Raw genomic sequence first — 17235 nt, 5'->3', positions numbered from 1 at the left:
ACCTCGCACTGGGACTTCACTCGCCTGATGGCCATCCGTGAAGCCAACGAAGCGCAAATCGCCGAAGGCGCCGACGACGACCGCTTCCCGGTCTACCCGCAGCGCCTGGTTGCCGACATCCGTCGCGTGTTGCCGTCCGAAGGCATCGTTGCCCTGGACAACGGCATCTACAAGATCTGGTTTGCCCGTAACTACAAGGCGCACAAGCCAAACACCGTGCTGCTGGACAACGCCCTGGCGACCATGGGCGCCGGCTTGCCATCGGCCATGGCGGCGCACCTGGTGCACCCGGACCGCCCGGTGATTTCGGTATGTGGCGACGGCGGCTTCATGATGAACAGCCAGGAGCTGGAAACTGCAGTCCGTCTGGGCATGCACATCACCGTGGTGATCCTGCGTGACGACGGCTACGGCATGATCCGCTGGAAGCAGGCCAACATGGGCTTCACCGATTTCGGCCTGGACTACGGCAACCCGGACTTCGTCAAATACGCCGAAGCCTACGGTGCCAACGGCCACCGCGTCGAAAGCGCCGAAGGCCTGCTGCCGCTGCTGGAGCACTGCATCAAGACCCCAGGCGTACATGTGATCGACTGCCCGGTCGATTACAGCGAAAACGACCGCATCCTCAACAGCGAGCTACGTGAGCGCGCGTTGGCGGTGTAAGGCGTAGCTTCAAGCTGGCACCGACCGGCAGCATGAGTTGCCGGGTTGGCTGCCCTCCTGAAAAATCTGCCCGTGCTGTGGCACGCACGGGCAACCCTTCAAGCGTTGCTGTGCTAGGGTGCACACACTTTTGCTTCTCAGGATGTACGCCCATGCTCCCCGCTCTCAGCGAAAAAGAACTCGCCCGCCTCGAAGACCTGCTGATCACTTACGGCAACGACTACTCGGTGCTGAACCTGGCCGAACTCAATGGTTTTTTCACCGCGCTCGCCAGCTCGCCGGTCACCGTCTACCCCGAGCAATGGCTGCCTGCGGTAGCCGGTGGCAAGGTACCGAAGTTCAAGAAGCCTGCGCATGAAGAAGCGTACACCGCGTTGATGCTGCGCTATGCCAACCAGGTGGCAGAAGAGCTGGGTGACGACGTCGACCACTTCGAGCCGCTATTCGAAGAAAACGAAGGTGAGCAAGGCAATGTGATCGTCATGGAAGAGTGGTGCTTCGGTTACATGCGCGGTACCCAGGTTGCCGGTTGGGAGGCGTTGCCGCCGGAGCAGGATCAACTGCTCAAGGCTATTTCGCTGCATGGGCTGGAGGACAACTTCGAGTTGTTGGACCAGATGAGCGAAGCCGATATCCAGGCGTGCGTGCCACAGGTGGTCGAGGCCGCGCGGGGGCTGTACCGGTATTTCAACAAGCTGCACTGATTCGGAGTATGCAATAAGGCTGCTGGCCTCTTCGCAGGTAACCCGCGAAGAGACCAGCAGATCCAGCACACAGTTGGCTCAGAGGTGCTTGGGGCGGATCTCGAACGCCGACAGTGTGGCAGCCAAGCGCTCGGGGATGCGGCGTCGCGCTGGCGCGGCAATTGGTGCTTGGCATGACCGATCTGGCGAATTATTTCGCGCAGCGAAATTATGGTTTCCTCATCACACGGATTCTGCTCTGCGCCGATCAGGTGCAGCATGTGCTCCATCAGCCCACTCCGGTGCTGACCAGGAGCCAAGCCCATGTCGAACCCGATCAAGCTTTACAACTTCCCGAAGTCTGGCCACGCCCATCGCATTGAACTGATGCTGTCTCTGCTCAACCTGCCTACCGAGCTGGTGTTCGTCGACCTGGCCAAAGGGGCGCACAAGCAACCGGACTTCCTGGCCCTTAACCCGTTCGGCCAGGTACCGGTCATCGATGACAACGGCACGGTGATCGCAGACTCCAATGCCATCCTCGTCTACCTCGCCAAAAAATATGACAACGGCACCTGGCTGCCCGAAGAGCCAGCCGCTGCCGCCCGCGTTCAACGCTGGCTGTCGGTCGCTGCAGGCCCGCTGGCCTTCGGCCCCGCCGCCGCCCGCCTGGTGACCGTGTTCGGTGCTTCGTTCAACACCGACGAAGTGATCACTCGCGCCCACACCCTGCTCAAGGTGATCGATGCCGAGCTGGCCAAGTCGCCCTTCCTGGCTGGCAACACAGCCACTATCGCCGACATCGCCAACTACTCGTACATCGCTCACGCACCGGAAGGCAATGTGTCGCTGGAGCCCTATGCCAATGTGCGTAGCTGGCTGGCACGGATCGAGTCACTGCCGGGCTTCGTGCCCATGCCACGTACCGTGATCGGGCTGCAGACCAGCGCCTGACACCCCGTCCTCGGGAGGAACGCCGCCATGCAACAGACGCCGGACCAACGCCCCTCGCCCTGGCATGCGGGCGAGAAAACCCTGCAGGAAAAGGTCGGTGTAGCAGAGCGCATGGAGGCGTTCGGGCAAAAGGTCATTCGTGACTACATGCCCGACCAGCACCGCACGTTCTATCACCAGTTGCCGTTCATGGTGGCGGCCAGCGTTGACGCTCAGGGGCGGCCCTGGGCGACGCTGCTGGAAGGGCCGGAAGGTTTCGTCAGCTCGCCCGACCCACGCCAATTGACGATTGACACCAGGGTACCGGCAGATGACCCAGCCACCCCGGGGCTGGTCGCCGGGCAGGCAATCGGCCTGCTGGGCATCGAACTGCACACCCGCCGGCGCAACCGCCTCAACGGGCAGATCCGCCAGGCTGCTGCAGGGCAATTGCAGGTGACGGTGGACCAGTCGTTCGGCAACTGCCCGCAGTACATCCAGCTGCGCGACTACACCCGCGTCACCGAACCGGCCCAAGGGCGCGTCGATGCCACAACACTGAATGCCACGACCGTCAGCATGATCCAGTCTGCTGACACATTCTTCGTCGCCAGCTATGTCGAGCATGAAGGCGGCCAGCGCTCGGTGGATGTTTCCCACCGTGGCGGTCGGCCAGGGTTCGTCAAGGTCGAAGGCAACACGCTGACCATTCCCGACTACGCCGGTAACCTGCACTTCAACACCTTGGGCAACTTGTTGGTTAACCCGAGGGCAGGTTTGCTGTTCATCGACTTCAGCAACGGCAACGTATTGCAGGTGTGTGGCCGTGCCGAGGTGCTGCTGGAAAGCCCGGCCATCCAGGCTTTCGAAGGTGCAGAGCGGCTGTGGACGCTGGAGGTCGAGCAGGTGGTGTGGCGGCCGGCTGCGGTTTCCCTGCGCTGGGCCTTCAAGGAGTACGCACCGACCAGCCTGATGACCGGCATTTGGGCCGAGGCCGATGCGCGTTTGCAGCAACGTCAGCAACAGCGCCAATGGCAAGCCTGGCGCGTGCTGCGAGTGGAGCAGGAGAGCCGCGATATCCGTTCGTTCTACCTTCAGCCGCCCAGCGATGGCGCTGTAGTGTTTGCACCCGGGCAACATGTTCCGGTGCAGGTACAGCGCGACGGTGAAACGCCGCTGATCCGCACCTACAGCTTGTCCAGTGCACCTTCCGACGGCTATTTGCGCATTAGCGTCAAAGCCCAGGGCCCGGTTTCCCGGCATTTGCATGAGCGCATCGCGCCCGGCGATGTGCTTAACGTGCGTCCACCCATGGGCAGTTTCACGCTGGACGTGCAGAGCACGCGGCCGCTGGTGCTGATTGGCGCGGGGGTGGGTATCACGCCATTACTGGCCATGCTGCGCGAGCAGTTGAGCAAGGCTCAGACGCGGCATATCCACTTGTTCCATGGCGCGCGTAGCCTGACCGACCTGCCGTTCGGGCAGGAGCTGGCGAGCTTGCGGCAACAGGCGGGAGGCCTGCTGCACGTCCATCGCGCCCTGAGCCAGCCGGAAGAACATGCGCTGCTTGGACGAGATTACGAGTTTGCCGGGCGTCTGGGCATCGAGCAGGTCAAGGCCACGCTGGCGCTGGATGACTACGATTTCTACCTGTGTGGGCCAGGCAGCTTTACCCAGGACCTGTATGAAGGGCTGCGGGGCGTGCATGTGCCGGATGCGCGGATTCACGCAGAAGCCTTTGGGCCGTCGACGTTGCGGCGGCACACGGACGCCGACCAGCCTACCTTGCAACAGCCGCCCGCCGCCAGCGAGCCAGTACCGGTGTACTTTGCGGCGTCAGCCAAGGAAGCGCGCTGGGCACCCGGTAGCGGTACCTTGCTGGAGCTGGCCGAGGCGCGCGGGCTGGCGCCGGAGTTCAGTTGTCGGGGTGGCTCGTGTGGTACCTGCAAGACCAAGCTTGTGAGTGGCCAGGTGCATTATCCGAATCCACCGGCAGAGCTGCCGGAGGCGGGGTCTGTGTTGATCTGTTGTGCGGTGCCGGCGCAGGTGGAGGAGAGGTTACAGGCGTTGGTGCTGGACATCTGACAAACCAGTCCCGCCCTCTTCGCGGGCAGCACAAAATGCCCAGATGAATAATAATCCCGGCACCTCATGTCCTCAGGAGCCCGCATGGACCAGATCCACCTGATGAAGGTGTTCGTCGCCGTAGGTGAGCTGGAAAGCTTCGCCGCTGCTGCCCGGCGCCTGGATATTTCCCCGGCCGCCGTCACCCGCGCCGTCTGCGCCCTGGAAGACCAGCTTGGGGTAAAACTGCTGCAGCGCACTACCCGCAGCGTACGCCTGACCGAAGCGGGAGGCCGCTACCTGGAAGACACCCGGCATATCCTCGCCAGCATCAACGAGGCCAACGCCGCCGCTGCGGGCATCAACGCCACCCCCAAGGGCGACCTGGCGGTTACCGCGCCGATCCTGTTCGGCAAGAAGTTCGTCATGCCGTGCATCGTCCGCTACCTGCAGCAGTACCCTGAAGTCGATGTGTCTGCCTACTTCCTGGACCGCGTGGTGAACATGGTCGAGGAGGGCATGGACGTTGCGGTGCGCATCGGCCCGTTGCCCGACTCGGGGTTGAAGGCGTTGCGGGTCGGCAGGGTGCGGCGCATGTTGTGCGCATCCCCCGATTACCTGGCGCGACATGGCGTGCCGAAACATCCCTCGGAGCTGGCCGGGCATGCGGTAATCGGCACCACCAACCTGTCGCCCCGTGCCGGCTGGCGCTTTGGGGTGACAGAAGAGCCGACCATGGTACGCATGAAGCCGAGGCTGACGGTCACCAGCAACGATGGGGCCATCGCGGCTGCCAGTGGCGGGCTGGGTATTGCCCGGTTGTTGTCGTACCAAGTGGCCGATGAACTGGCCAACGGGCAACTGCAGGTGATTCTGGCCGAGTACGAAGAGGCGCCCTGGCCAATTCATGTGCTGCACCGGGAGAGCAAGTATGGCTCGGCCAAGGTCAGGGCCTTCATCGACATGCTGGCGCAGACACTGCGAGCACAGCAACTCGATTGAGATCGTACAACGCAGGTAAAAATAGCTTGAAATAATATTTGTTGTACGATGACCTATGACGTGCCACTCTTTCGCCTGAAACAATTTGTCGCAAATAGCCCTGCCGGCGCTTGCGCCAAACGTTCGTCACTCTAAAAACAAGAAATTCAGGTGAACCATGAAGATGAAAGGCATCCGTTGGTGGATGGTCAGCCTTGTCACGGCTGGGCTCGTCGTCAACTACCTCGCCCGCAACACCCTCTCGGTGGCTGCCCCCACCTTGATGACCGACCTCTCCATTAGTACCGAGCAATACGCCAAGATCGTCGCTGCCTGGCAGGTGTGCTACGCCCTCATGCAGCCGATTGCCGGCTGGTTCATCGACTTCATCGGCACCAAGCTGGGCTTTGCCGTGTTCGCCATGGCTTGGTCGCTGGCCTGTGCCGGCGCGGCCCTGGCCACCGGCTGGCAAAGCATGGCGTTCATGCGTGGGTTGCTGGGCATGACCGAAGCCGCCGGCTTGCCGGCCGGGGTCAAGGCCACCACCGAGTGGTTCCCGGCCAAGGAGCGATCGGTGGCGATTGGCTGGTTCAACATCGGCTCGTCGCTCGGCGCCTTGCTGGCGCCGCCGCTGGTGGTGTGGGCGATCCTGCACAGTGGCTGGCAGCTGGCGTTCGTGATCGTTGGCGTTTCGGGCATTGTCTGGACCCTGTTGTGGATGCTGCTGTACAAGCACCCGCGCGACCAGAAACGCCTGAGTGACGAGGAGCGCGACTACATCCTGGCCGGGCAGGAAGCGCACTTCAAGCAGGACACCCGCGAGAAGGGCGCGTGGAAGCGTATCTTCAAGGCCCGCAACTTCTACGCCATCGCGTCGGCGCGGATCCTGTCGGAGCCTGCCTGGCAAACCTTCAATGCCTGGATTCCGCTGTACCTGATGACCGAGCGGCACATGAACATCAAGGAAGTGGCGATGTTCGCCTGGCTGCCGTTCCTGGCGGCGGACATCGGCTGTGTGCTGGGCGGGTATCTCAGCCCGCTGTTCCACCGTTACTTCAAGGTGTCGCTGTTCACCTCGCGCAAGATGGTGCTGGTGTTCGGCGCCAGCTGCATGATCGGCCCGGCCTGCATTGGCCTGGTGGAAAGCCCGTACACGGCGATCCTGTTGCTGTGCATTGGCGGGTTTGCCCACCAGACGCTGTCGGGTGCGCTGTACGCGATCACTTCCGACTCGTTCAGCAAGGACCAGGTGGCCACGGCGACCGGTATGGGCGGCATGTGCGGGTATCTGGGTGCGGCGGCGTTTACTTTGGTGTTCGGCGTGCTGGTCACACAGATTGGCTACAGCCCGTTGTTCGTGGTGCTGGCCGCGTTCGATATTGTGGCGGCGATGTTGGTGTGGAAGGTGGCGCGCGAGGTACGGGGTACCTCGGCTGAAAAGCCGATGGCGACACCCGTTGAGGCAGTTGCGTAGGGCTTGAGATTTTGGGGCTGCTTTGCAGCCCCAATTCCAGGCGACACGATTACAGCGTTTGATATTGCATCCTGAACCCCAGGCTCATAGCCTCCCCACGCTGCAACAACCTCAGCCCCGGACGCCCCGGCAGGTGATGCGCATTGACCGGGTGAGTAACCGGCTCAAAGCAGAAAAAACCTTGTCCCTGCGGACAAAACAGCAAGAAATGCTCAGCCCCACTGGCACTGCATGCCAAGCGATATCCGGCACCGGGCTGTTCAATCACGCAGTCCCCCGGCCAGCCATTGAAGGCGTGGTCCACGACCGTGTCAGGCAAGCCTCCCATGCGTTCAAAACTCCACTGCTCTGGTATCTCGGCCTCATACGAAGGCAGTCGCCCCTCCTCGGCCAACCAAACCTTGCGCGCGGCTGCATACAGCTTGGTATCGGGATACCGCGGGAAGTAGGGATGCAAACCCAACCCATACCAGTTAGCCTGCTCATCCAGATGCGTGACATGCAGGTCCAGGTTCAGGCACCCCTCGTGCAAATGCACATCCAACGTAGCCTGGTAGGCGAACGGCACTTTACTGTGCAGCGTCAGGCGTACGCGCCGCTCGCTGTGGTGCTCCACCTGCCAGGGTTGTTGCCAGGCACTGCCATGAATCGGGTAAGCGTCGTGCGTGGTATTGGGCACCAGTGCCTGCCAGCCTTCGGGCCTGGAAAAGCCACCCTCGGCAATGCGATTGGACCACGGCGCCAGCGGGTAACAGGCCAGTCGTCGTGGGGTACCGGTGGCCAGCGCGGCCGCGTCGGAATGGCGTAGCAAGGGCTGCCCGGTTGCTTTCACTTCCCAGTTGACCAGGCTGGCGCCCAGTTCGGGGGCCAGGCTCAGGCGGGTCAGGTTGTCTTGCAGGTGCAGCTCGGTTACAGCCATTCAAGGCTCCTTTCAAATGAACAATCAATGAGCCCGACGGTAGGTCAGCAGCACGATGCCGCACACCACCACGGCGGCGCCGATCAGTTGCGGGGTACTCAGGTGCTGATCGAGCAACGCCCAGCCCAGCAGCAGTGTCGCGATGGGTTCGACATTCATCACCGGTGCGTTCTGCGCCATGTTCAGCCTTGGCACACACACAAACAGCAAGGTGAAGGCCAGGCCGTACAGCACCACCAGGCTGCCCAAGGCGACCCAGCCACCGCTGCTGCCGGGCAGTGACAAGCCCGACGGCATCACACCGCTTGCGCCTGCAACCAGCATGCTGGAAAACACGATCAGCAAGGTCAGCAGGCTGCGCACTGGCCCGCGTACGGCAGCCAGTTTGTGGTCGGTGATCCACAACGCGCAGGCAAACGCACAGGCGGCACCAAAGGCCAGGCTGACGCCCAGCGCCCAGTGCGGGTTGGCCGCGCCTCTGTCGGCCAGGCGAGCCGGCACATCCAGCGCCAGTACCAGACCGCACAGAATCAGGCCCATGAACAGCACCGTGCGGCCGCTAGGTCGCGCGCCACCCAGCGCCCAGGTAAGCAATGCCAGCAACATCGGGAAGGTGTTACCCACCAGCAGCGCCAGGGCCACCGGGATGCGCGCCACTGCCGAGTACAGGCACAGGCTCTGGGTGGCGATCAGCAGGCCTAGCAGCAACTGCCAGTGCCGGGTGCCCGCAGGCAGGCCTATCGCCTGGCGTTGCCACAGCAACAGGCAGGCGAGTACCAGCAAGGTGATGCCTGAGCGACAGAGAATCGCCAGCAGCACGCCAGTGCCGTCATCGAAGGCGATGCGAGCGGCGATGTGGTTGCCGGCGAATGAACAGGCCAGCAGGGCCAGCAACGCGATGGCCAGTTTGCGTGGGAACAAGGGGGCAGCAGAGGAGGGAACAGCCATGTGCAGGGTCCATTCGCAGAGAGAACCCGGGGCCGCACGGCGGCCCCGGTTTCAGTTAAAGCACCACGCTAGGCAGCCACAGGGAAATGGCTGGAATGTAGGTCACCGCCATCAGCACCAGGAACAGCGCCAGGTAGAATGGCAGCAGCGCCTTCACCGTCGACTCGATGCTCACCTTGCCGATGGCCGAACCCACGAACAGCACCGCCCCCACCGGCGGGGTGATCAAGCCTATCCCTAAGTTCACCAGCATGATCATGCCGAAGTGCACCGGGTCCACGCCGATACCGGTGATGACCGGCAGCAGGATCGGTGTGAGGATCAGGATCAGCGGCGCCATGTCCATCACCGTGCCCAGCAGCAGCAACATGAAGTTGATGCACATCAGGATCACGTAGCGGTTGTCCGACAGAGTCAGGAACGCCGTGGTGATCTTCGACGGGATCTGCATCAGCGTCATCACGTAGCCGAAGCTGGCGGCAAAGCCGATCAGGATCATCACGATGGAGATGGTGCGAACCGTGCGGTGCATCAGCTTGGGCAGGTCGCGCCACTTGTAGTCGCGGTAGATGAACATGGTCACGAAGAACGACCACACCACCGCCACGGCTGCCGATTCGGTCGCGGTGAACACGCCCGACAGGATGCCGCCCAGGATGATCACCATGGCCATCAGGCCCCACAGCGCCTCACCGGCAATTTTCAGCGCCTGGCGCAGCGGGATCACTTCGCCCTTGGGGTAGTTGCGCTTTTTCGCGAACAGCAGGCACAGGCCCATCATGACCGCGCTAAGCAGTAGCCCCGGCATCACCCCGGCCATGAACAGCGAGGCGATCGACACCGAGCCGCCAGCGGCCAGCGAGTACAGGACCGAGTTGTGGCTGGGTGGGGTCAGTAGCGCCTGCACCGAGCCGCTGACGGTCACGGCGGTGGAGAACTCGCGCGGGTAGCCCTTGCGCTCCATCTCCGGGATCAGCACCGAGCCCACCGAGGCCGTGTCGGCCACCGACGAGCCCGAAATCGCGCCGAAGAAGGTCGAAGCCATGATGTTGACCAGCGACAGCCCGCCACGCACGAAGCCCACCAGCACCCCGGCAAAGGCCACCAGCCGGCGTGACATACCGCCTTCGGCCATGATCGCACCGGCCAGCACGAAGAACGGAATGGCCAGTAGCGAGAACTTGTTAACCCCACTGGCCACCTGGATCATCATCGCCTGCAGCGGGATGTCGATCCACCAGGCACCGATCAATGCCGACAGGCCCAGTGCATAGGCCACCGGCATGCCCAGCAGGATGAGCGCAACGAAACTGCCCAACAGAATGAACGCATCCATTTACGCCACTCCTTCGCTTTCTTCTGCGTGGTCGAAACGCACCACCTTTCGATGGCTTTGGTCGCCAAGCAGAAGTTTTTCCAGCACGAAGACCAAGGTCAGCACGCCGCCCACCGGGATCGGCGCATAAGTCATACCCACCCGTACACCCGGCAGCGACGCCAGAAACTGGTTCCAGGTGGTGATGCACAACTTGGTGCCGTAGTAGGTCATGAATACGCACACCAGAATCATCAACACCTGCACCAGCAGCGCGACCAGCTGGCGCTGCAGCGGTGGCAGGCGATCGGTAATCATCGCCACCGCCATGTGCGCCCCGGCGCGGTAGCTGGCGGCGGCACCGACGAAGGTGAATACCACCATCAGCAGGATGGCCACCGGCTCCGGCCAGCTGGCGCCAGTACCGAGCACGTAGCGGGCAAAAATGCCCCAGGGGATGATCAGCGACATCGCCAGGATCGACAGGCCGGCGACCCAGATGCAACTGCGGTACAGCGTGTCGTTCACACGCAGGACAAGGTTTTTCATGGGCATCACCAAAGCGGCAGGGCGACGGGCGCCGCGCTGCCGAGGTCGTTCAGAAAGGGGCCGCTGTTACTGGACGGCGTCGATGCGCTTCATCAGGTCAGCGTACTGCGCGCCGTATTTTTCACGCACCGAGGCGGTGGCGTCATAGAACGGCTTCTTGTCGACGGTGATGAACTCGACACCGGCGGCCTTGAGCTTCTCTTCACTGGCGGCGGACTTGGCGTCCCACAGCGCGCGCTCTTCCATCTGCGCCTCACGCGCGACCTTCTTCACCAGCGCCTGCTGCTCGGGGGTGAGCTTGTTCCAGGTGGTCTTGGACATCACCACCGGCTCCGGCAGGATCAGGTGGCCGGTCAGGGTGTAGTACTTGGCGTTCTGATAGTGGTTGTGTTCGAGCAGGGTCGGCGGGTTGTTCTCTGCGCCATCGATCACGCCGGTTTGCAGGGCGCTGAAGATTTCCCCGGTGTCCATGGCGATGCCGTTGCCACCCATGGCGTTCATCATGTCGATGAACAGCGGGTTGCCCTGAACGCGAATCTTCATGCCCTTGAGGTCTTCAAGGCTGCGTACGGGCTTCTTGGTGTAGATGCTGCGCGAGCCGCCATCCATCCAGGCCAGGGCCACCAGGTTGAAGTCGGAGTTGGTGATCTTGTCGAGGATCTCCTGGCCGATGTCTCCGTCGATGATCTTGCGCATGTGCTCATGGTCGCGGAACACGAACGGCATGTTGAACACGTTTACATCCGGCACCACCGGGCCAACGATCCCCAGGCTGACGCGGGTCATCTGTACGGCACCGATCTGCGCCTGTTCGATCACTTCCTTTTCCGAGCCCAGCACGCCGCCGGCGAACATCTTGAAGGTGATATCGCCATTGCTGGCTGCTTCAAGTTTTTTGCCCATGTTCTGCTCGGCCACCACGGTGGGATAGCCGGCCGGGTGGATTTCGGCGAACTTGATGTCCAGTGCCGAGGCGGGCATGGCCACGCTGAAGGCGAAGGGGAGTACGGCAAGAAGCAGCTTGCGTTTGAACGTCATGATGAAACTCCGTGGTTTTTATTATCTGGTTTCGGGCGTGCAAGTGTGGGTACGGCAAGGGGCCTTCAGCCCCGGTAGGCAGGCTCCTCCAGGCCTTTGGTGCCAGGGTTTAGGGCAAACACCCCGCCAGCCAGCGGCTGGTCACTGAGGTCGATGCCTGCAGGGCGGATCGAGGTGACGTACAGGATGTCCAGGTTGGCGCCGCCGAAGGCGCACATCGCCGGCTTTTTCACCGGTACGTTGAGTGAGCGATCCAGGCGGCCATCGGGGGTGAAACGGTGGATCTGCCCAGCATCGTTGCCGCAAACCCAGTAGCAGCCGTCCTGGTCGATAGCCGCGCCGTCGGGGCGGCCGGGGTAGCCGCGCATGTCGACGAACAGCCGCTTGTTGCGCGGCGTGCCGCTGTCGGTGTCGTAGTCGAAGGCCCAGACTTTCTGCACGTTGGGGTGCGAGTCGGAGAGGTACATGCGTGCGCCGTCGGGGCTGAAAGCCAGGCCGTTGGGGACGATCATGCCGTCCTGCTGCAGGTGCAGATGGCCTTCGCCGTCATGCCGGTACAGCGCGCCCACGTGGGCACCTTGCTGCATGTCCAGCAGCATGGTGCCGGCCCAGAAGCGGCCCTGGCGATCACAGCGGCCATCGTTGAAACGCATGCCTGCCTGGGCATGTGCCACGCTGCTGAGCAGCCGGCTGTCCAGGCTGCCGTCGGCCTTGGCCTGAAGCTGGAAGATGCCGCTTTCCATGCCGGCAACCCAGCCTTGGCTGCTGCGGGCGATGCAGGCCAGCATCTCGTCGCCCTGCCAGACCTGGTGCTTGCCATCGGCCGCGTGCCAGCGGTGCAGTTGGCGGGCGGGAATGTCGACCCAGTACAGGGCCTGTTCAGCGGCGTGCCACACGGGGCTTTCGCCAGTGCCGTTGCGGGCGTCGACGATCAGTTCGCAGTTCATGGCCGTGCCTCCTGGCGTGCGTGGGGTCAGTTGAACGGGCCGGCCACGGCGAAGGCGCCGCCCTGGTAGACCATGCTCGGGTCATCGGCGGCGGGCGCCGGCTGGGCTTCGACGGCGGCGCGGAAGGCTTCGGAGCTGTCCTTGGGCACATAGCCCAGGTGCTCGGCATGGCGGTTGTCCCACCACACGGTGCGGTTGTCGGAGACGCCGTAGACGATGGTGTGGCCAACGTCGGGCGTGGACAGCCCACGCTCGATCAGTTGCAGCAGGTCGTCATAGCTCAGCCAGGTGCAGAGCATGCGTGGGTTTTGGGGTTGCGGGAACGACGAGCCAATACGGATGCTGACGGTCTCGATGCCGTAGCGGTCGAAGTAGAAACTGGCCACATCTTCGCCGTAGCACTTGGACAGCCCGTAGTAGCTGTCGGGGCGGCGCGGGGCGTGGGCGTCGATGCGCTCATCCTGGCGATAGAAACCGATGGTGTGGTTGGAGCTGGCGAAGATGATGCGCTTCACCCCATGCTTGCGTGCCGCCTCATAGACATGGAATACGCCGCAGATGTTGGGGCCGAGGATGTCTTCGAAGGAATGCTCGGTGGACACGCCGCCGAAATGGATGATGGCGTCAACGCCTTCGACCAGGGCATGTACCGCCGCCTTGTCGGCCAGGTCGCAGGTGATCACTTCTTCATGCGGGCCTGCAGCAGGTGCCATGGGGCTGATGTCGGAAAGGCGCAGGACCTCGGCGTAGCCTTGCAGGCGTTCGCGAAGGACCTTGCCCAGGCCGCCTGCGGCTCCGGTGAGCAGCAGGCGATTGAGGGGAGTAGGGGTCATGGCCGGCTCTTGTTGTTGATTGTTGTAGGTTGTCGTATGACTTCGGTGATTATTGGCGGTGGGTTCGGGTGTTGTCAATGAGGCCTGCGTCTCTTTTGCCGGCCTCTTCGCGGTAAACCCGGAACACGGACGAAGCCCGTGCCATCCAGCCGCAGGTCTTGATCAGAGCAGCGATAGCGGATAGTTGAAGATCAACCGGTTCTCATCAAACTCGTTATTGCTGTAATCCCGCCGAATCGACGAGTTACGCCACTTCACACTCAAATCCTTGAACGCCCCGCTCTGAATCACATACGCCAGCTCCGTCTCGCGCACCCACTCCTTGCCATCGGTAACCGACCCGGTATGCACATCACGCCCGCTGATATACCGGTTCATCAAGGTCAACCCTGGCACCCCGACCGTGACGAAGTTGAAGTCATGCCTCACCTGCCACGAGCGCTCGTTGGCATTGTCAAAACTGGAGTTGTAGCTGTCGTTGGCCAAGGTCCCGCCGCTGGTGCCATTGACCCGCATCCAGGTATCACCATCGACTTTCTGCAGACCCACCCAGAAGGTGTTGCCGCCGTACTTGGCCGAGAAAATCCCCGAATAGGTCTTGTTGTCCAGCTGTCCGGCACGTTCGGAGCCATCCTCATCGCCATGGAAGTAGCCCAGGTTGGCGCCCAGGGTCCAGTCGCCCACCGGCTGGCTGTGGCTCAGTTGCAGGTACTGCTGCTGGTACACATCCTTCAGCACCGCATTCCACAGCCCCACCAGCGTACGGTCCTGGTTGAACTTGTATTCGCCACCGACGAAGTTGAAGCGGTCCGACACGCCACCGCCGTAGCTCATGTCTTCCATACTGGCGTCGTTGCGCGGGCTGTTGCCGCGGAACTGGCCGCCATACAGGGTCAGCCCGGCAATCTCGTTGGAGGTGATTTGCCCGCCACGGAATGTCTGTGGCAGCGAGCGCCCGTCGTCCGAACGCAGAATCGGCAGCACCGGCATCCACTCGCCAATCTTCAGTTCGGTCTTGGAGATACGCGCCTTGCCGGCGACTGCCAAACGTCCGTAATCATCCGCCGGCTTGCCATCGTCGTGGCGCGGTAGCAACGCCGTGCCATAGGTGCCGCCGCCGCCGTCGAGCTTGACCGACCATAGCCCCAGCACATCCACCCCGAACCCGACTGGCCCTTCGGTGAACCCCGACCGGGCATCGAGAATGAAGCTTTGTGTCCATTCCTCGGCCTTGCTTTGCGGGTTGCTGGGGTTGGTGAAGTTACGGTTGATGTAGAAGTTGCGCAGCCCGAGGGTGGCCTTGCTGTCTTCGACAAAACCCGCAGCCAGGCTGGTGCCCGGCAGGCCGGCGATGACCCCGGCGCCAAGCAGGGCGAAGGGCAGGGTTTGGCAGATTTTCATTATTGTTGTGCTCCCGAAGGGTGTGGCAGCCCATCCACCGGGCACGCACAAGCGGCCTGCGGCAGGGGCGGGTAAGTAACGGGCCGGTCAGGGCCAGGGGTTAATGCGCGGTAATCGGGTGCTAGGTACCGGCGGTTGTACGCAGGCAGGCCGGGGGAAGAGGGGTGTGCAACAGACGTGGGTGTCGCGGGATGGGTGTCGACATGAGTTCGTCCACTGGTTGTTGTTTTTGTTATGTGTTGTCGTACAACTGTGCGCGATTATTAGCAAGGGCGAGGTGGGCTGTCAACGCCTGATGGCTGAGCTGGCCTCGCCCTCCACCACGTAGACTGGCATGTCCAGTCCCGGCACCTTCGTTGTGTCGTACCCCTCTTGTCGGGGTGGGCGGAGCCTCTTCATTTGCGCAGCGACTGACTGGACGAGATCGACCGCTCCGTTGCCCCTAACGGGGCGCTCCTGAACGGTGGGCCGAGGCGATTCTCCCGTGCTTTGCGATTCCATGTAGGCGCCGCCACCCGCGATGAGGTCAGTACAGGCAAAACTACCCACAAAAAGCTAATGCATCCGCCAATAAAAAAGGCTGCCAATCGGCAGCCTCCTCGATGCTTCAGCCCGGACAATCAGTCCCAGCTCAACGCCCCACCAGTCTGATACTCAATCACCCGCGTCTCAAAGAAGTTCTTCTCCTTCTTCAAGTCCATGATCTCGCTCATCCATGGGAACGGGTTGGTAGTCCCCGGATACTCTTCTTTCAAACCAATCTGGGTCAAACGACGGTTAGCAATGAACTTGAGGTAGTCCTCCATCATCGCCGCGTTCATGCCCAGTACGCCGCGAGGCATGGTGTCACGGGCGTATTCGATCTCCAGCTGAGTCCCTTGCAGGATCATCTGGGTCGCTTCTTCCTTCATCGCCGCGTCCCACAGGTGCGGGTTTTCGATCTTGATCTGGTTGATCACGTCGATACCGAAGTTCAGGTGCATCGACTCGTCACGCAGGATGTACTGGAACTGCTCGGCCACGCCGGTCATCTTGTTGCGGCGGCCCATGGACAGGATCTGGGTGAAGCCGCAGTAGAAGAAGATGCCTTCCAGTACGCAGTAGTAGGCGATCAGGTTGCGCAGCAGTTCTTTGTCGGTTTCGACGGTGCCGGTGTTGAATTCCGGGTCGGAGATGGCGCGGGTGTACTTCAGGCCCCAGGCGGCTTTTTTCGCGACCGACGGGATCTCGTGGTACATGTTGAAGATCTCGCCTTCATCCATGCCCAGCGACTCGATGCAGTACTGGTAGGCGTGGGTGTGGATCGCCTCTTCGAAGGCCTGGCGCAGGATGTACTGGCGGCACTCCGGGTTGGTGATCAGGCGGTACACGGCCAGGGCCAGGTTGTTGGCAACCAGCGAGTCGGCGGTGGAGAAGAAGCCGAGGTTGCGCATGACGATGCGGCGCTCGTCTTCGGTCAGGCCGTCCTGGCTCTTCCACAAGGCGATGTCGGCGGTCATGTTGACCTCTTGCGGCATCCAGTGGTTGGCGCAGCCGTCCAGGTACTTCTGCCAGGCCCAGTCGTACTTGAAGGGCACCAGCTGGTTGAGGTCGGCGCGGCAGTTGATCATGCGCTTTTCGTCTACCGCAACGCGGGCAGAGGAACCTTCCAGCTCAGCCAGGCCTTCGGCAATGTCGAGGGCGTCGAGGGCGGCCTTGGCACGTTTGACCGCTTCGGAGTCAGACGCGGTGGCTGCACGGGCTTCCAGGGCGGCGGCACCACCGGCGCTGTCGAGCTTGTCGAGGGTGGCAGCGGCAGTGGCCTGCGCAGGGATGTTGCCTTTGGCGGCTACTTCGCCGTCTTCCTTGTCGAATTCGTCCCAGCTCAGCATGGTGATTGGCTCCTGCTTGAGGGTCGCCCTGGGGCAACCGGTTGGATTTTAAGAATGTGATGCCTGACGCACGGCCGGTAGCGGCGAATGGACAGCTTGGAGAGGCTGACTCTCGTTAACATCTAAATGTGTTCTGGCTTGTACCTGGCCAGGCCTCGGGGAGGGGCCAGGACAATTGAATGGTGCTCTTTTCAGAGGGCGCAAAGTATACCGGAATTCACCTTCGATCGGGGCGCGTGTGTTGCCGGCGAGGGTAACTTTTTCGACCGGTTTTGCGTGCGTCCGTTCACGAAATGGCTGTGTTCGTCTACGGGGGGAGAGTGTAGCGCCAACCCATATGTTGTGCCAGTTTAAATTTGTAGGCACATCATATGGTGTTTTTGTCAAAGGGTGTGTTAGCCGAACGGGCCTCAGCGCGGGCTTGCCGGCGCTGAGGCCCGGCAACATTAGCTGCGGTGGGTATGCAGCGTTTCGACAATGTGCGTCTTGGGCTGCTTGCGTGCTGCTTCGACCGAAGTGAAGCGGCCGGTTTCTGCGTTACGGCCAATCTTGCGAGTTACCACTTTTTTCCGCGCCATGGGCTTGCGTCCTTTTTAGAGAGGTCCAGTCCTTT

16 protein-coding genes are annotated in these 17235 nt (G+C 62.1%); 6 read left to right on the top strand and 10 right to left on the bottom strand.

Annotated features, from left to right (window positions below):
- The 6 genes from D906_RS04865 to D906_RS04840 all read left to right on the top strand — a co-directional run.
- A partial coding sequence (locus tag D906_RS04865; RefSeq protein WP_028614393.1) for a thiamine pyrophosphate-dependent enzyme occupies positions 1-666 on the top strand: 666 nt, incomplete at its 5' end.
- Between the two features lie 152 nt (positions 667-818).
- Entirely contained in the window at positions 819-1370 is a 552-nt protein-coding gene (locus tag D906_RS04860; protein ID WP_016712047.1) for a UPF0149 family protein, read from the top strand.
- 303 nt (positions 1371-1673) lie between these two features.
- On the top strand, positions 1674-2303 hold the full coding sequence (locus tag D906_RS04855) for a glutathione S-transferase family protein (protein WP_019098133.1): 630 nt from the start codon (positions 1674-1676) through the stop codon (positions 2301-2303).
- 27 nt (positions 2304-2330) lie between these two features.
- Positions 2331-4367, top strand: a complete 2037-nt coding sequence (locus tag D906_RS04850; RefSeq protein WP_027615354.1) for a pyridoxamine 5'-phosphate oxidase family protein — start codon at positions 2331-2333, stop codon at positions 4365-4367.
- Between the two features lie 84 nt (positions 4368-4451).
- Complete coding sequence (locus tag D906_RS04845; protein WP_019098131.1) at positions 4452-5348, top strand: LysR family transcriptional regulator; 897 nt, start codon at positions 4452-4454, stop codon at positions 5346-5348.
- A gap of 157 nt (positions 5349-5505) precedes the next feature.
- Entirely contained in the window at positions 5506-6801 is a 1296-nt protein-coding gene (locus D906_RS04840; RefSeq protein WP_025754936.1) for an MFS transporter, read from the top strand.
- A 49-nt stretch (positions 6802-6850) separates the two neighbouring features.
- On the opposite strand, the gene D906_RS04835 is transcribed toward D906_RS04840, so the two are convergent.
- From D906_RS04835 to D906_RS26740, 10 genes are all read right to left on the bottom strand, one after another.
- Positions 6851-7720 carry an aldose 1-epimerase gene (locus D906_RS04835; protein ID WP_027615353.1) on the bottom strand — a complete coding sequence of 290 codons (870 nt, stop codon included), beginning with the start codon at positions 7718-7720 and terminating at the stop codon, positions 6851-6853.
- A gap of 24 nt (positions 7721-7744) precedes the next feature.
- The gene (locus D906_RS04830) at positions 7745-8668 is read right to left on the bottom strand and encodes an EamA family transporter (RefSeq protein ID WP_019098128.1); all 924 of its coding nucleotides are present in this window, start codon (positions 8666-8668) and stop codon (positions 7745-7747) included.
- A 55-nt stretch (positions 8669-8723) separates the two neighbouring features.
- Positions 8724-10004 carry a TRAP transporter large permease gene (locus D906_RS04825; protein WP_016712039.1) on the bottom strand — a complete coding sequence of 427 codons (1281 nt, stop codon included), beginning with the start codon at positions 10002-10004 and terminating at the stop codon, positions 8724-8726.
- The gene (locus D906_RS04820) at positions 10005-10532 is read right to left on the bottom strand and encodes a TRAP transporter small permease (RefSeq protein WP_019098127.1); all 528 of its coding nucleotides are present in this window, start codon (positions 10530-10532) and stop codon (positions 10005-10007) included.
- Positions 10533-10598: 66 nt separating this feature from the next.
- A complete protein-coding gene (locus D906_RS04815; protein ID WP_019098126.1) occupies positions 10599-11570 on the bottom strand; it encodes a TRAP transporter substrate-binding protein in 972 nt (323 codons plus the stop codon).
- A gap of 65 nt (positions 11571-11635) precedes the next feature.
- Positions 11636-12517 carry an SMP-30/gluconolactonase/LRE family protein gene (locus D906_RS04810; protein ID WP_019098125.1) on the bottom strand — a complete coding sequence of 294 codons (882 nt, stop codon included), beginning with the start codon at positions 12515-12517 and terminating at the stop codon, positions 11636-11638.
- A gap of 26 nt (positions 12518-12543) precedes the next feature.
- Positions 12544-13350 carry an NAD(P)-dependent oxidoreductase gene (locus D906_RS04805; protein ID WP_019098124.1) on the bottom strand — a complete coding sequence of 269 codons (807 nt, stop codon included), beginning with the start codon at positions 13348-13350 and terminating at the stop codon, positions 12544-12546.
- Between the two features lie 162 nt (positions 13351-13512).
- On the bottom strand, positions 13513-14751 hold the full coding sequence (locus D906_RS04800; protein WP_027615352.1) for an OprD family porin: 1239 nt from the start codon (positions 14749-14751) through the stop codon (positions 13513-13515).
- 620 nt (positions 14752-15371) lie between these two features.
- Complete coding sequence (locus D906_RS04795; RefSeq protein ID WP_027615351.1) at positions 15372-16622, bottom strand: ribonucleotide-diphosphate reductase subunit beta; 1251 nt, start codon at positions 16620-16622, stop codon at positions 15372-15374.
- Between the two features lie 446 nt (positions 16623-17068).
- Entirely contained in the window at positions 17069-17200 is a 132-nt protein-coding gene (locus D906_RS26740; protein ID WP_016712030.1) for a hypothetical protein, read from the bottom strand.
- Positions 17201-17235: the final 35 nt, after the last annotated feature.

Source organism: Pseudomonas sp. LAIL14HWK12:I1 (genome assembly GCF_003202095.1).
GTDB classification, from domain to species: Bacteria; Pseudomonadota; Gammaproteobacteria; order Pseudomonadales; family Pseudomonadaceae; genus Aquipseudomonas; species Aquipseudomonas monteilii.
This window is presented reverse-complemented; position numbering and strand designations above follow the sequence as displayed.

Excerpts from the sequence above, each read along its gene's own strand:
- D906_RS04860 (WP_016712047.1), top strand. The coding sequence starts at position 819 with ATGCTCCCCGCTCTCAGCGAAAAAGAACTCGCCCGCCTCGAAGACCTG.
- D906_RS04855 (WP_019098133.1), top strand. The coding sequence starts at position 1,674 with ATGTCGAACCCGATCAAGCTTTACAACTTCCCGAAGTCTGGCCACGCC.
- D906_RS04850 (WP_027615354.1), top strand. The coding sequence starts at position 2,331 with ATGCAACAGACGCCGGACCAACGCCCCTCGCCCTGGCATGCGGGCGAG.
- D906_RS04845 (WP_019098131.1), top strand. The coding sequence starts at position 4,452 with ATGGACCAGATCCACCTGATGAAGGTGTTCGTCGCCGTAGGTGAGCTG.
- D906_RS04840 (WP_025754936.1), top strand. The coding sequence starts at position 5,506 with ATGAAGATGAAAGGCATCCGTTGGTGGATGGTCAGCCTTGTCACGGCT.
- D906_RS04835 (WP_027615353.1), bottom strand. The coding sequence starts at position 7,720 with ATGGCTGTAACCGAGCTGCACCTGCAAGACAACCTGACCCGCCTGAGC.
- D906_RS04830 (WP_019098128.1), bottom strand. The coding sequence starts at position 8,668 with ATGGCTGTTCCCTCCTCTGCTGCCCCCTTGTTCCCACGCAAACTGGCC.
- D906_RS04825 (WP_016712039.1), bottom strand. The coding sequence starts at position 10,004 with ATGGATGCGTTCATTCTGTTGGGCAGTTTCGTTGCGCTCATCCTGCTG.
- D906_RS04820 (WP_019098127.1), bottom strand. The coding sequence starts at position 10,532 with ATGAAAAACCTTGTCCTGCGTGTGAACGACACGCTGTACCGCAGTTGC.
- D906_RS04815 (WP_019098126.1), bottom strand. The coding sequence starts at position 11,570 with ATGACGTTCAAACGCAAGCTGCTTCTTGCCGTACTCCCCTTCGCCTTC.
- D906_RS04810 (WP_019098125.1), bottom strand. The coding sequence starts at position 12,517 with ATGAACTGCGAACTGATCGTCGACGCCCGCAACGGCACTGGCGAAAGC.
- D906_RS04805 (WP_019098124.1), bottom strand. The coding sequence starts at position 13,350 with ATGACCCCTACTCCCCTCAATCGCCTGCTGCTCACCGGAGCCGCAGGC.
- D906_RS04800 (WP_027615352.1), bottom strand. The coding sequence starts at position 14,751 with ATGAAAATCTGCCAAACCCTGCCCTTCGCCCTGCTTGGCGCCGGGGTC.
- D906_RS04795 (WP_027615351.1), bottom strand. The coding sequence starts at position 16,622 with ATGCTGAGCTGGGACGAATTCGACAAGGAAGACGGCGAAGTAGCCGCC.
- D906_RS26740 (WP_016712030.1), bottom strand. The coding sequence starts at position 17,200 with ATGGCGCGGAAAAAAGTGGTAACTCGCAAGATTGGCCGTAACGCAGAA.